The sequence below is a fragment of the Paraburkholderia graminis C4D1M genome (assembly GCF_000172415.1).
Classification (GTDB): domain Bacteria; phylum Pseudomonadota; class Gammaproteobacteria; order Burkholderiales; family Burkholderiaceae; genus Paraburkholderia; species Paraburkholderia graminis.
Genome location: NZ_ABLD01000005.1, coordinates 252,446 through 266,024, shown reverse-complemented (window position 1 = coordinate 266,024; position 13,579 = coordinate 252,446). Strand labels below are relative to the sequence as shown.

The 13,579-nt window shown below is 63.4% G+C and carries 11 protein-coding genes; 6 read left to right on the top strand and 5 right to left on the bottom strand.

Annotation, left to right across the window (positions count from 1 at the left end; genetic code table 11):
• Nucleotides 1-2: 2 nt before the first annotated feature.
• The gene (locus BGRAMDRAFT_RS11530; RefSeq protein WP_006048915.1) at nt 3-551 is read left to right on the top strand and encodes a peroxiredoxin; all 549 of its coding nucleotides are present in this window, start codon (nt 3-5) and stop codon (nt 549-551) included.
• Nucleotides 552-625: 74 nt separating this feature from the next.
• On the top strand, nt 626-1,144 hold the full coding sequence (locus BGRAMDRAFT_RS11525; RefSeq protein WP_006048914.1) for a carboxymuconolactone decarboxylase family protein: 519 nt from the start codon (nt 626-628) through the stop codon (nt 1,142-1,144).
• Between the two features lie 78 nt (nt 1,145-1,222).
• Here BGRAMDRAFT_RS11525 and ispF read toward each other — a convergent pair whose 3' ends face one another.
• Together ispF and ispD are read right to left on the bottom strand one after the other, a co-directional pair.
• A complete protein-coding gene (ispF, locus tag BGRAMDRAFT_RS11520; RefSeq protein ID WP_006048913.1) occupies nt 1,223-1,702 on the bottom strand; it encodes a 2-C-methyl-D-erythritol 2,4-cyclodiphosphate synthase in 480 nt (159 codons plus the stop codon).
• Nucleotides 1,703-1,756: 54 nt separating this feature from the next.
• On the bottom strand, nt 1,757-2,470 hold the full coding sequence (gene ispD, locus BGRAMDRAFT_RS11515; protein ID WP_029968333.1) for a 2-C-methyl-D-erythritol 4-phosphate cytidylyltransferase: 714 nt from the start codon (nt 2,468-2,470) through the stop codon (nt 1,757-1,759).
• A gap of 120 nt (nt 2,471-2,590) precedes the next feature.
• Between ispD and mfd the strand changes: the two genes are divergently transcribed.
• The 4 genes from mfd to mscL all read left to right on the top strand — a co-directional run bounded on the left by mfd (nt 2,591) and on the right by mscL (nt 9,193).
• On the top strand, nt 2,591-6,073 hold the full coding sequence (gene mfd / locus BGRAMDRAFT_RS11510) for a transcription-repair coupling factor (protein WP_006048911.1): 3,483 nt from the start codon (nt 2,591-2,593) through the stop codon (nt 6,071-6,073).
• Between the two features lie 218 nt (nt 6,074-6,291).
• Complete coding sequence (gene argE / locus BGRAMDRAFT_RS11505) at nt 6,292-7,539, top strand: acetylornithine deacetylase (protein ID WP_006048910.1); 1,248 nt, start codon at nt 6,292-6,294, stop codon at nt 7,537-7,539.
• A gap of 62 nt (nt 7,540-7,601) precedes the next feature.
• Nucleotides 7,602-8,636 carry a threonine/serine dehydratase gene (locus BGRAMDRAFT_RS11500; protein ID WP_006048909.1) on the top strand — a complete coding sequence of 345 codons (1,035 nt, stop codon included), beginning with the start codon at nt 7,602-7,604 and terminating at the stop codon, nt 8,634-8,636.
• Nucleotides 8,637-8,746: 110 nt separating this feature from the next.
• Nucleotides 8,747-9,193, top strand: coding sequence for a large conductance mechanosensitive channel protein MscL (gene mscL, locus BGRAMDRAFT_RS11495; RefSeq protein ID WP_006048908.1), 447 nt, complete (start codon nt 8,747-8,749; stop codon nt 9,191-9,193).
• Nucleotides 9,194-9,286: 93 nt separating this feature from the next.
• Here the strand turns inward: mscL and BGRAMDRAFT_RS11490 are convergent, their stop codons facing one another.
• From BGRAMDRAFT_RS11490 to BGRAMDRAFT_RS11480, 3 genes are all read right to left on the bottom strand, one after another.
• On the bottom strand, nt 9,287-11,260 hold the full coding sequence (locus tag BGRAMDRAFT_RS11490; protein WP_006048907.1) for a hybrid sensor histidine kinase/response regulator: 1,974 nt from the start codon (nt 11,258-11,260) through the stop codon (nt 9,287-9,289).
• 52 nt (nt 11,261-11,312) lie between these two features.
• Nucleotides 11,313-11,798, bottom strand: coding sequence for a response regulator (locus BGRAMDRAFT_RS11485; protein ID WP_006048906.1), 486 nt, complete (start codon nt 11,796-11,798; stop codon nt 11,313-11,315).
• A gap of 122 nt (nt 11,799-11,920) precedes the next feature.
• Nucleotides 11,921-13,531, bottom strand: a complete 1,611-nt coding sequence (locus BGRAMDRAFT_RS11480) for a sensor histidine kinase (RefSeq protein ID WP_044020853.1) — start codon at nt 13,529-13,531, stop codon at nt 11,921-11,923.
• Nucleotides 13,532-13,579 lie beyond the last annotated feature (48 nt).

The following is a 13,579-nucleotide window of genomic DNA, read 5'->3' as shown; positions in this document are numbered from 1 at the left end:
GCATGAAAACCGTTGGCGACAAACTCGAAGCGTTCACCGTCACCGCTGCCAAGCCTGGCTTTAACAACCACGAGGAAAACGGCGTCTCGGCGTTCGAAGAGATCACGGAGCAGTCGTTCCCCGGCAAGTGGAAAATCATCTACTTCTACCCGAAGGATTTCACCTTCGTGTGCCCGACGGAAATCGTCGAGTTCGGCAAGCTCGCGAAAGACTTCGAGGAACGCGACGCGGTGCTGCTCGGCGGCAGCGTCGACAATGAATTCGTCAAGCTCGCATGGCGCCGCGAGCACAAGGACTTGAGCAAGCTGAACCACTATTCGTTCGGCGACGTGAAGGGCGAGCTGATCGACCAGCTCGGCGTGCGCGACAAGGAAGCGGGCGTCGCACTGCGCGCCACGTTCATCGTCGATCCGGACAATACGATCCAGCACGTTTCGGTGAACAACCTGAACGTCGGCCGCAATCCTGAGGAAGTGCTGCGTATTCTCGACGGTCTGCAAACGGACGAGCTCTGTCCGTGCAACCGCGCAGTCGGCGGCGCGACGCTGTAAGCCGTGTCTGCCCAGGCCCGCCACGCTTGAAAAAGCCGCGGGCTTTTTTATCGACAACCCGATAGGAGATCGCAATGGAGTTCTTGTCTTCCATTAAGGCGCTCGTGCCCGACTACGCGAAAGACATCCGGCTGAATCTCGACGGCACGATCGCGCGCTCGTCGCTGGAAGGTAACGATGCGGTGGGCGTCGCGTTGGCCGCGGCCTTCGCCGCGAAGAGCACGGTGATCGTCAACGCGATTCGCAACGCGGGCGTGCTCTCGCCCGAAGAGACGAACGGCGCGTTGACCGCCGCCGCGTTGATGGGCATGAACAACGTCTGGTATCCGTACGTCGAGATGACGGACAACGCCGATCTGAAATCGCAACCGGCCCAGTTACGCATGAACGCCTATGCGTCGCATGGCGGCGTGGACAAGCGGCGCTTCGAGATGTATGCGCTCGCCGCGTCGATCATCGGCAAGTGTCACTTCTGCGTGAAGTCGCACTTCGATACGCTGGTCGCCGAAGGCATGAGCACGACGCAGTTGCGCGACGTGGGCCGGATTGCCGCCGTGATCAATGCGGCCGCGCAGTGTATTGCCGCTGAATAACGGCGGTTGATTTCGTCGCGGCTTCCGGGCTTTGTCGACGCCGCGCAAGCCGCTCTTCGCGGCCGCATAAAAAGCCAGTCAATCCTTGACCAGCAACACGACGGCCTGCGCCTCGATGCCCTCGCCGCGACCGAGATAGCCGAGCTTCTCGTTGGTCTTGGCTTTTACGTTGACCTTTTCCGTCGGCAGGCCGAGGTCGGCGGCAATGTTCGCGCGCATGCCTTCGATATGCGGCGCCAGCTTCGGCGCCTGCGCGACCACGCTGCTGTCCACATTCGCGATCGAAAAGCCCGCGGCCTTCACGCGCGCCACGCACTCGCGCAGCAGCACGCGGCTGTCGGCGCCGGCGAACTTCGCATCCGTATCGGAGAAATGGCGGCCGATGTCGCCGAGCGCGGCCGCGCCGAACAGCGCGTCGGTGATCGCGTGCAGCAGCACGTCGGCATCCGAATGGCCGAGCAAGCCGCGCTCATAGGGAATCGTCACCCCGCCGATAATCAACGGACGCCCCGGCACCAGCGCATGCACGTCGTAGCCTTGCCCAATTCTGAAATCCATCTGCGTCAAGTCCTCAAGTCCGTTCACTGAATTCACTGAAAATGAAACCGCCGGTCACGCTGCCGAAGGCCGCAGCAAAATCGCCTCGGCGAGATCGAAGTCTTCCGGGTACGTCACCTTGAAATTGCGCAGGCTGCCCTGCACGAGCCGCGGCGCATGGCCGGCCCATTCGATCGCGCTCGCTTCGTCGGTGAGATCGTGGCCGTCGGCCTGCGCGCGCAAGATCGCTTCGCGCAGCATGCCGATGCGGAACATCTGCGGCGTCTGCGCCTGCCAGAGTCCGTCGCGCGATTCGGTGCGGGCAATGCGGCCGTCCGCCGATGCGCGGTCGATGCGCTTTAACGTATCCGCGACCGGCAAGGCCATGATGCCGCCCACCGCGTCGTCTTTCAGCGCGCCGGTCAACGTGCGGATCAGCCCCGGCGTGATGCCCGGCCGCGCGGCGTCGTGCACGAGCACCCAGTCGTCGTCGCGCGCGTTGAACTCGGTCAGCGCGTGCAAGCCGTTCAGCACCGACGCCTGGCGCGACGCGCCGCCGCAACGGCGCACGGCAAAGCGCAAGCCGCCGAAGCGGCGCGCGTCGAAGTGCTGGTCGTCGGGCGCAATGACGACGAGCGTTTGCGCGAATTCGCTGCACGCGTCGAAGGCGGCGAGCGAATAATGCAGCAGGTCGCGGCCGGCGACGGTGCGATACTGTTTAGGCATCGCGGCGCCGGAACGGCTGCCGGTGCCTGCGCACGGAATCAGGGCAAATAGACGGGAAGTCACGAGTGCGGATGCCGCGAGGTCAAAGTAAAGGACGGATTTTATAATAGGTCCTTCGCATCCACGCCCCGACACGCGTAAACTTGCCGGTTCGTGTGAGCCCGAGGCCGCCTTTTCCTTTCTATGCCAGATATCGCCGCAACATCGCAGTACTCCCCGCCCGTCGCGCTCGTCAAGGCCGGCCAGCGTTTCGCCTTCGACGGCACGCATGGCTCGTCCGACGCCCTGCTGATCGCCCGCTACCATCTCGCCTATCGCGAGAAGGTGCCGTTGCTCGCGGTCGTCTGCGAAAGCGCGGTCGATGCACAGCGGCTGTCGCAGGAAATCGGCTTTTTCGCGCCGGACGCGCGCGTGCGCCTGCTGCCCGACTGGGAAACGCTGCCTTACGACACCTTTTCGCCGCACCAGGATCTGGTCTCCGAGCGCCTCGCCACGCTGCACGATCTCGGCGAGGGCCGCTGCGACATCCTGCTCGTGCCCGCCACCACGGCGCTGTACCGGATGCCGCCGGCGTCGTTTCTGGCCGCCTATACGTTCTCGTTCTCGCAGGGCGAGCGCCTCGACGAGGCCAAGCTCAAGGCGCAGCTCACGCTGGCCGGCTACGAACACGTGAGCCAGGTCGTGCGCCCCGGCGAATACTGCGTGCGCGGCTCGCTGCTCGATCTTTACCCGATGGGCTCGCCCTTGCCCTACCGGATCGATCTGTTCGACGACCAGGTCGATTCGATCCGCGCGTTCGATCCCGACACGCAGCGCAGCCTCTACCCGGTGAAAGACGTGCGCCTCTTGCCGGGCCGCGAATTCCCCTTCGACGAAGCCGCGCGCACCGCGTTTCGCAGCCGCTGGCGCGAGACGTTCGAGGGCGACCCGAGCCGCGCGTCGATCTATAAGGACATCGGCAACGGCGTGCCGTCGGCGGGCATCGAATATTATTTGCCGCTTTTCTTCGACGAGACGGCCACCCTCTTCCACTATTTGCCCCAAGGCGCGCAACTCGCGTTTATCGGCGATCTGGATGCGGCGATCCGGCGCTTCACCAACGACACCAAGCAGCGCTACAACTTCCTGTCGCACGACCGCGACCGGCCCATTCTCGAGCCGCAGCGTCTCTTTCTGACGGACGAGGATTTCTTCACGCTCGCCAAGCCCTTCGCGCGCCTCGTGCTGCCGGCCAACGCGGGCGGCGGCTGGGCGACGCCGCTGCGGAACCTCGCGATCGACCGTCACGCGGACGATCCTGTCTCGGCCTTGCGCGCGTTTCTCGACACGACGCCGAACCGCGTGCTGTTCGCCGCGGAATCGGCGGGCCGCCGCGAAACGCTATTGCAGTTGCTCGCGGACAATCATCTGAAGCCCGCGTCGAGCGACAGCTTCCAGGACTGGCTCACCGGCGACGCGCGTTTTTCACTCGGCGTCGCGCCGCTTGCGAACGGCTTTGCGGTGCCGGTCGACGGCATCGCGATCATCACCGAGACCGAGCTTTACGGACCGCTCGCGCGACGCGTCGGGCGACGTCGTCAGGAACAGGCGAGCAACGTCGATTCGATGGTGCGCGATCTGTCCGAGCTGAAGGTCGGCGATCCGGTCGTGCATTCGCAGCACGGCATTGGCCGCTATATGGGCCTCGTCACGATGGACCTGGGCGAAGGCGAAACGGAGTTCCTGCACCTCGAATACGCGGGCGACAGCAAGCTCTACGTGCCGGTCGCGCAACTGCATGTGATCTCGCGCTATAGCGGCGCGGACCCGGAAAGCGCGCCGCTGCATTCGCTCGGTTCGGGTCAATGGGAGAAGGCCAAGCGCAAGGCTGCGCAGCAGATTCGCGACACCGCCGCCGAGCTGCTGAACCTTTACGCGCGCCGCGCCGCGCGCTCGGGCCACGCGTTCGCGCTCGAACCGAAAGACTATGTGAAGTTCGCCGAGAGCTTCGGCTTCGAGGAAACGCCGGACCAGGCCGCGGCCATCGCCGCCGTGATCGGCGACATGACGAGCGGCAAGCCGATGGACCGTCTGGTATGCGGCGACGTGGGCTTCGGCAAGACCGAGGTTGCATTGCGCGCCGCGTTTATCGCGGTGATGGGCGGCAAGCAGGTCGCGCTTCTCTCGCCCACCACGCTGCTCGCCGAACAGCATACGCAAACCTTCACGGACCGCTTCTCCGACTGGCCGGTGCGTATCGCCGAACTGTCGCGCTTCAAGTCGACCAAGGAAGTGAACGCCGCGATCCAGCAGATCAACGAAGGCAGTGTCGACATCGTGATCGGCACGCACAAGCTGCTCTCGTCGGATGTGCAGTTCAAGCGGCTCGGGCTCGTGATCATCGACGAAGAACACCGCTTTGGCGTGCGTCAGAAAGAAGCGCTCAAGGCGTTGCGCGCCGAAGTGGACGTGCTCACGCTGACCGCCACGCCGATTCCGCGCACGCTCGGCATGGCGCTCGAAGGGCTGCGCGATTTCTCTGTGATCGCGACCGCGCCGCAAAAGCGTCTGGCGATCAAGACCTTCGTGCGTCGCGAGGAAGAAAGCGTGATTCGCGAAGCGATGCTGCGCGAACTGAAGCGCGGCGGCCAGGTTTACTTCTTGCACAACGAAGTCGAGACCATCGAGAATCGCCGGCAGATGCTTGAAGCGCTCGTGCCCGAAGCACGCATCGCGGTCGCGCATGGGCAGATGCACGAGCGCGAACTCGAACGCGTGATGCGCGACTTCGTCGCGCAACGCGCGAACGTTTTGCTGTGCACGACGATTATCGAAACCGGTATCGACGTGCCGAGCGCGAATACGATCCTGATTCATCGCTCGGACAAGTTCGGTCTTGCACAATTGCACCAGTTGCGCGGGCGCGTCGGGCGCTCGCATCACCAGGCGTACGCGTATCTGCTCGTGCACGATCCGCAAGGTCTGACGAAGCAGGCGCAGCGCCGGCTCGAGGCGATCCAGCAGATGGAGGAACTCGGTTCGGGCTTCTATCTGGCCATGCACGATCTGGAGATTCGCGGCACGGGCGAAGTGCTCGGCGACAAGCAGTCGGGTGAGATTCACGAGATCGGTTTCCAGCTTTACACCGACATGCTCAACGACGCCGTGAAGGCGCTGAAGGACGGCAAGGAGCCCGACCTCACCGCGCCGCTTGCCGCGACGACCGAGATCAATCTGCATGCGCCCGCGATTCTGCCCGCCGACTATTGCGGCGACGTGCAGGAACGTCTGTCGCTCTACAAGCGGCTTGCGAACTGCGAGCACAGCGATTCGATCGACGGCATTCAGGAAGAGCTGATCGACCGCTTCGGCAAGCTGCCGCCGCAGGCGCATGCGCTTGTCGAGACGCATCGGCTGAGGCTGGCGGCGAAGCCGTTGGGCATTTCGAAGATCGACGCGGGCGAAGCCGTGATCGGCTTGCAGTTCATTCCGAATCCGCCAATCGACGCGATGCGTATCATCGAGATGGTGCAGAAGCACAAGCACATCAAGCTCGCGGGCCAGGACAAGCTGCGTATCGAAACGCGCAGTCCCGACCTTGCCGTGCGCGTCGCGACCGTCAAGGAGACCTTGCGCGCGCTCGGGTCGCCGAGCCGCGGTACGGCCGCGGCAACGGCCGCGCGATGAGTTGAGTAAGTTGAGTTGAAACGCCGCACGGCGTAGGGCGCGCTCATTCGATGCACGGGTTACGCGCGGCCCAGCGCACAAAACCGCCCTACGTCTAGCGTTATTCCGCAATGCTGCGCTGCGCAACCCGCGCGCAGCAGCACACTCAACGTACACAAGCCGCATACGGCCCGGCATTTTTGGGTATGATCGAAAGACTCAAATGCCGGAGTCTTGTCATGTCTCACGTCGCTGATTCAGCGCAGTCCTCGCAAACATCCGCCACTGCATCATCCGCTTCCGCCTCCGATACGCCTGTCTCGCTGCCCTGGGTCACACGGCTCGTGTCGATGGATACCGTGAGCCGCAATCCGAATCTCGGTCTGATCGAAACCGTGCGCGACGAGTTGCGCGCCGTAGGCATTGACGCCACGCTCACGCACGATCAAAGCGGCAAATGGGCCAACCTCTTTGCGACGATCCCCGCGCACGACGGCGAAACGAATGGCGGCGTGGTCTTGTCCGGCCACACGGACGTGGTGCCCGTCGACGGTCAGCAATGGGACAGCGATCCGTTCAAGCCGGAAATTCGCGGCGACAAACTGTATGGCCGCGGCACCTGCGACATGAAAGGCTTCATCGGCGCGGCGCTTGCGCTCGTGCCCGACATGCAGCGCACGAAGCTCGCCAAGCCGATTCACTTCGCGCTTTCATTCGACGAGGAAGTGGGTTGCGCGGGCGCACCGCTGCTGATCGCCGACCTGATGAAGCGCGGCGTGAAGCCGGACGGCTGCATCGTCGGCGAGCCGACCAGCATGCGGCCCATCGTGGCGCATAAGGGCATCAACGCTTATCAATGCTGCGTGCGCGGCCAGGCGGCGCATTCGTCGCTCACGCCGAAGGGCTTGAACGCGATCGAATACGCAGCGCGCCTCATCTGCTATATCCGCGACATGGCCGATCAGTTCCGCGAGCAAGGTCCGTTCGACGAACTGTACGACGTGCCCTTCACCACCGCGCAGACCAGCACGATCGTCGGCGGCAATGCGATCAATACGGTGCCGGCCGAGTGCAAGTTCCAGTTCGAATTCCGTAACCTTCCCACGCTCGACCCGGAGCCGATCTTCGCGCGCATCGACCAGTACGCACGCGAAACGCTGCTGCCGAAAATGTTGCGCGAGCATCCATCGGCGGCCATCGAGATCACGAAGATCGCCGCGGCGCCGGGACTCGATTCGTCCGAACAGGCGGCCATCACGCAGCTCGTGCGCGCGCTCACCGCGGATCAGGACAAGCGCAAGGTTGCATACGGCACGGAGGCCGGACTGTTTTCGCTGGCGGGCATTCCGAGCATCGTGTGCGGCCCCGGCGACATTCAGCAGGCGCACAAGGCCAACGAGTTCGTCGCACTCGATCAGCTCGTGCAGTGCGAACGCTTCCTGCGCAAGTTCATCCACAGCATGTCGGTGGAAGCGCATGCGCTCTGAAAACGCGTGAGAAAGAAGCACACACTCACGCGTTTCCCGATCAACCCATTGTCGCCCACGCCATGTCAACCGCCACGCCGCAGCACACCGACCATACGATCGACGGCGAGCCGATCCCCACTCTCGACGACATTGCCGCGCAGCACTTCGCGCTGACGCCGTGGGTGGCGCGAACGCCGGTGTTCGACAGGCTCGACTTCGCGTCGCTCGAAGGCACGGTGGTGAACTTCAAGTTCGAGTTGCTGCAGGCGGGCGGCAGCTTCAAGGCGCGCGGCGCGTTCACGAACCTGCTCGCGTTGGATGAAGCACAGCGCAGCGCAGGCGTCACCTGCGTGTCGGGCGGCAACCATGCGGTAGCGGTCGCCTATGCGGCGATGCGGCTTGGCATCAGCGCGAAGGTGGTGCTGTTTCGCGCGGCGAATCCGGCGCGCGTCGCGCTGTGCCGGCAATATCGCGCGGAAATTGTCTTCGCCGAAGATCTCGCCGAAGCGTTCGAACTGGTGCGCCGCATTGAAGCGGAAGAAGGCCGCTACTTCGTGCATCCGTTCAACGGTTATCGCACGGTGCTCGGCTCGGCCACGCTCGGCTACGAATGGACCACGCAAACGCCCGACCTCGAAGCCGTGATCGTGCCGATCGGCGGCGGCGGTCTCGCGGCCGGCGTCGCCACGGCAATGCGGCTCGCGAATCCCGACGTCCACGTGTTCGGTGTCGAGCCAGAAGGCGCCGATGCAATGGGCAAGAGCTTCGCCGCGAATCACACGGTGAAGATGGGTCATATGCACAGCATCGCCGATTCGCTGATGGCTCCGCATACCGAGGAATACAGCTATGAACTGTGCCGCCGTCATATCGACGAACTCGTCACGGTTTCCGACGACCAGTTGCGCGCGGCCATGCTGACCCTGTTCGGACAACTGAAGCTCGCCGTCGAACCGGCTTGCGCGGCTGCCACCGCGGCGCTGCTCGGACCGCTGCGCGAGAAGCTGCAAGGCAAGCGCGTCGGCGTTCTGCTGTGCGGCACCAACACCGACCCGGTTACTTTCGCGGCGCAGATCGAACGCGCGCGCCACAGCGCGTCGCAGTTTCCCGACTAGGCTAGTCATGCCGACCAAGCCGAACTACGCTCACTAAGCTATAACTAAGGGCTGGCCTATCCGTCTGAGATTGGTATGATTAAGTCATCGATATTCGGGAGGAAAACCCTATGAGCATGGTCAAGGAATTCAAGGAATTTGCCCTTAAGGGCAACGTGATGGATCTCGCGGTCGGTGTGATCATCGGCGGCGCATTCTCCACCATTGTCAATTCAGTCGTGAAAGACCTGATCATGCCGGTCGTCGGCGTCGCCACGGGCGGCCTCGACTTCTCGAACAAGTTCATTCGCCTCGGCGACATTCCGCCGAGCTTCAAAGGCAGTCCGGAATCGTATAAAGACCTGCAAACAGCGGGCGTTGCCGTGTTCGGTTATGGCTCGTTCATTACGGTGCTCATCAACTTCATCATCCTCGCGTTTATCATTTTCCTGATGGTGAAGTTCATCAACAATCTGCGTAAGCCGGACGCTGCCGCGCCGTCGGAACCCCCGCCGCCGCCCGAAGACGTGCTGCTGTTGCGTGAAATCCGCGACTCGCTGAAAAACTCGCCGCGCTAGGCGACCGATGCTTGCCGTGCGGCGCACTCATGTGTCGCACTCATGTGCCGCATTTATGTGCCGCACTCATGTGCCACACCTACGCGCCGCGCGTCACATTTCCTTCTGCGCCTTCAGATTGATCGCGTTCTCGATCATCGTTTCCAGTTGCGCGAAGTTCACCGGCTTCGTCAAATGCGATGTGAAACCAGCGGCGAGACAACGGCGCACGTCTTCGTCGGTGCCGAAACCGGTCAGCGCAACGGCGGGCGCATTCGAACGCTCGCGATACGCCTTGATGAAGTCGAGGCCGGTGCCATCCGGCAAGCCGACGTCGCTGATCACCAGATCGAAAGTTTGCAACTGCGTGGCGGCGAGCGCGTCGTCCACGCGGCCCACCGTCGTCACGTCGTGGCCGAGCGTGCGTATCAGTTGCGCCATGACTTCGGCCGTATCGACGTGATCTTCGATCAGCAAAATGTTAAGTACACCGGCCGGATGCACCGGGTCGGGCAACACCGGTTGCGAGGTGCGCGCGGGGGCGGCAGCCGTCGGCAGCGTGATGGTGAACGTGGCGCCGCAGTGCGGGCCCGGGCTTTGTGCGGTCACCGTGCCGCCATGCACGTCCGTGAGCGCCTTGGTGATCGCAAGACCGAGGCCCAAGCCGCCGAATTGCCGCGTCATCTTCTGATCGCCCTGCTCGAACGCGTTGAACAGCTTGCCGATCTGTTCGGGCTCGATGCCGATGCCCGTGTCTTCCACCGAAATCTGCACATGCATGCGCTCGTCGCGCGTGCGTACGTAGATGTGGCCGCCGTCGGGCGTGAACTTCGCGGCGTTGCGAATCAGATTCCATAGCATCTGTTGCAGGCGCGCGCGATCGGCAAGCACGTAGTGATGCGTCGCGTCCTTGTGCACATGCACGTCCTGCTGCTTGACCTGGATTTCGCTGCGGAACAGTTCGAGCACGCTGTCGATCACCTCATGCACGTCGACCGTTTCCAGCGACAGACGCAGCTTGCCGTTGGCTACCCGCGTAAGGTCGAGCAGATCGTCGATCAGGCGCGCTTCGAGTTCGATGTTGCGGCGAATCATGCGCACGCTCGAGCGCGCCTGATCCGGCAGATCGGGAATCATCTCCAGCACGCTCGCGCCGGCGAGCACCGGCGTGAGCGGCGTACGCAACTCGTGTGAAAGCATCGCGAGGAAGCGGTCTTTCGCGCGGTTCGCTTCTTCGGCGATCTGGCGCGCGGCCTGTTCGGAAGCGAGCAGCCGTTCGCGTTCCTGCATCGCTTCGCGCTCCGAATGGATGTCCGTGCAGCTGCCGAACCATTTGCTGATGTTGCCTTCGTTGTCGCGCGTGGCGACGATGCGCGTGTCGAACCAGCGATATTCGCCGTCATGGCGGCGAATGCGCAGTTCGTGCCGATAGGTGCCCGCATTGCCGGCCACCGCTTTGAGCCAGCTACGGCGCACTTCCTCGCGATCGTCCGGATGCACGGCATCGAGCCACGCAAGACCATGCGAGCTGTTTTCGGTGAGACCGGTGTAGTCGTACCATTGCTTCGACAGAAAATCGCAGTCGCCCGCGGCGTTGCAGGTCAACACGAGGTGAGGCAGCGCTTCGGACAGGTCGCGGTAGTGCTGCTCGCGATCGCGCAGCAGCAATGCTTCGTCCGACGCGCGCTGCAGGCGCACTTGCGACAGCACGCGCTCCACCGCTTCGGGCAGGTAATCGAGGTAATCGCCTGACTTCGGCACCACGTCGGACACGCCCGCGCGCAGCGCTTCGATCACACGCGATTCGTCGGTAAAACCAGTCACGAGGATGGCCGGAATCCGCACGCCTTCCGAACGCAGCCGGCGAAAGAAGTCGAGGCCCGTTTCCGGTCCGCTCAACTGATAGTCGAGCACCAGCAAGTCGAGGCCGCCCGCGGCGAGCCGTTCGCGCGCGGCCTCCACGCTCGGGCATACCGCGACCCGGCAGCCGGCGCGTTCGAGCGACTTGCGCGCGAGACGCAAGATGCCCTCGTCGTCGTCGACGACGAGAACACAAGCGGCGGGCTGCGTGGACACTTCTTCGGTCATGCGCGATCTTCGTCGGGTAGATATATAGAGTATGTGAACAAATTGAGGCACGTCATGATGGCGACGCAAAGCGATGCCCGGACGGCAGCTTCACCACTTGCAGGAAAAACCCCAAGCGGCGCACCGCTTCAATAAATGCATCGTACTCGACTGGCTTCGTAATGTAGACATTGCAGCCCAGTTCGTAGCAGCGCGCGATTTCGCGAGGATCGTCGGTCGTGGTGAGGACGATCACCGGCACCGGCGCCGTTTGCGGCGACTCCTTCAGGCGCCGCAATACTTCGAAGCCGTCGACGCGCGGCATCTTCAGATCGAGTAGAACCACGGAATTCCTCAGATCTTCTGCATCGGGATGCGCGCCCGGCGCGCTCTCGCTATCTGTCTGCGCGCCGAAGAAATAATCGAGAGCCTGCTGACCATCGCGAAAGCGCACGAAGCCATTCGAAATACCGGCACGGCGCAGATTGCGTTCGACGAGCGTGGCGTGGCCGTCGTCGTCTTCGATCAACACGATGCTGACCGTTTCCCCGTGACTCATATGCCCTCCGTTCTCCCAGTTCACGGCAGTTCACGCCAGGTAAGCCCACGTAGTGCCGGCGCTGCGCTGGAGCGCAGGCCGCGCGAATCATGCGCTGCGAGTTTTCATTGCGCCCGCGCGACTCAGAGGCGCGCGGGTTGTTCCGGCAGCACGACAAAAAAGCTCGATCCCGCACCTTCCGCGGACTCGACCCACACTCGCCCGCCATGCCGTTCCACCGTGCGCCGCACCACCGCGAGACCGACGCCGTCGCCCTTTGCCACGTCGATATGCAGACGTTGAAACGCACGAAACACTTTCGACATATACGCGGCCGGAATGCCGAGGCCGTTATCGCGCACATAGTACGTGCGCATGCGCACGGCGCGCGGCCCGTTCGCTTCGACGGGCTCCGGCTCGAGTGCGCCGATCTCGATGCGCCCGATGCGCGCCGGGTCGAGGTAATTCAAAGCATTGCCAATCAGATTGCTGAAGACCTGTTCGATTGCGGCCGGGTCGCCCCAGGCCGGCGGCAAATCGCGCACGGTGACGACCACGCCGCGCTCGTCAATGGTGCTTTGCAGATTGTCGACAACGCGCGCCACCGCGCGCGCGACGCTCACCCGTTGCCACTGATACTCGAGCCGCCCCGCACGTGAAATGCGCAACAGCGCCTCGATAATCGCAGCCGCCTGCGTGACCGCACCACGCAAGTATTGCAGGGATTCGCGCACGTCGCCGTCGAGAATATGCGCCATCCGTTTATGTTCCGCTGCCGGCAGGCGCGCCTCGCCGACGATACCGTCCAGCTCGTCGCACGAAACCTGCAATTCCTTCGAGAACCCTTGTAGGTTGACGAGCGGCGAGCGTAAATCGTGCGATACGCTGTAGATAAACATTTCGTTGTCTTGCGTCTCCTGGCGCAGTTCCTCATTGACGCCGGCGAGTTCGTGCGCACGCGCTTCGAGGCGCCGCTTGAGCGACGCCTGCTCGGCATCCGCCTCGCGCAGACGCGCGCCTGTCTGATGCAGCACGGCGTCGAGCGCAGCGATTTCGTCGTTGCCGGACAGGCGCGCGGCAAGCGGCCGCCCGTTGCCGAGGCGCTCCGCGTTATCGGTCAGCACCTCGAAGCGCCGGCCGATGCTGCGCGCAAAAACGACTGCGGTGCCGGCCCAGATCAGCATGGAGCCGATCACTGCCGCGATCAATGCATATTGCTGACGCTCGCGACGCCGCGCGAGCGCCGCGGCACGCTCGCCATCCAGACGCGAGGCCTCTTCGCCGAATGCCGCGAGTTCGTCGCGAAAGAGCGCGATAGGCTGCGGCAGCGCACCACTTTCGAGCGCGGCCAGCGACTTGCCGCTACGCCCTTCATGCAACGCCTCCGAAACGGTGGCGGTCTGCGCGCGATAAGCGTCGATCGCGCGTCTCATGTTCTGCACGCGTTGCACTTGCTGCGGCGTGTCGGCCACGAGCGCGTCGAGCTTCGACAGACGATCGCTCATGTCGATCCACACCGTGTGCCGGTCGAGCAATGACGGATCGCCGATCACCATGCCGGTTCGAACGCGTGCGGCCTGGCGCAGCAGCGGATCGACGAGCGCGGACGACTGATAAAGAATCTGCTTGCTATTGGTGACCCATTGCGCGGCCTGCGCTGTCTCTTCCTGCGTATCGAACACGGCGCCGAGAAGCGCGAGTTCGACGAGGCTAGGCACTGCGATCAGCAACAGACCCTTGGTGAATAATTTCATGGTCGCCCGAAGGTCGTTCACGCCGCGGCAAGTCACGGGAACCCGCCA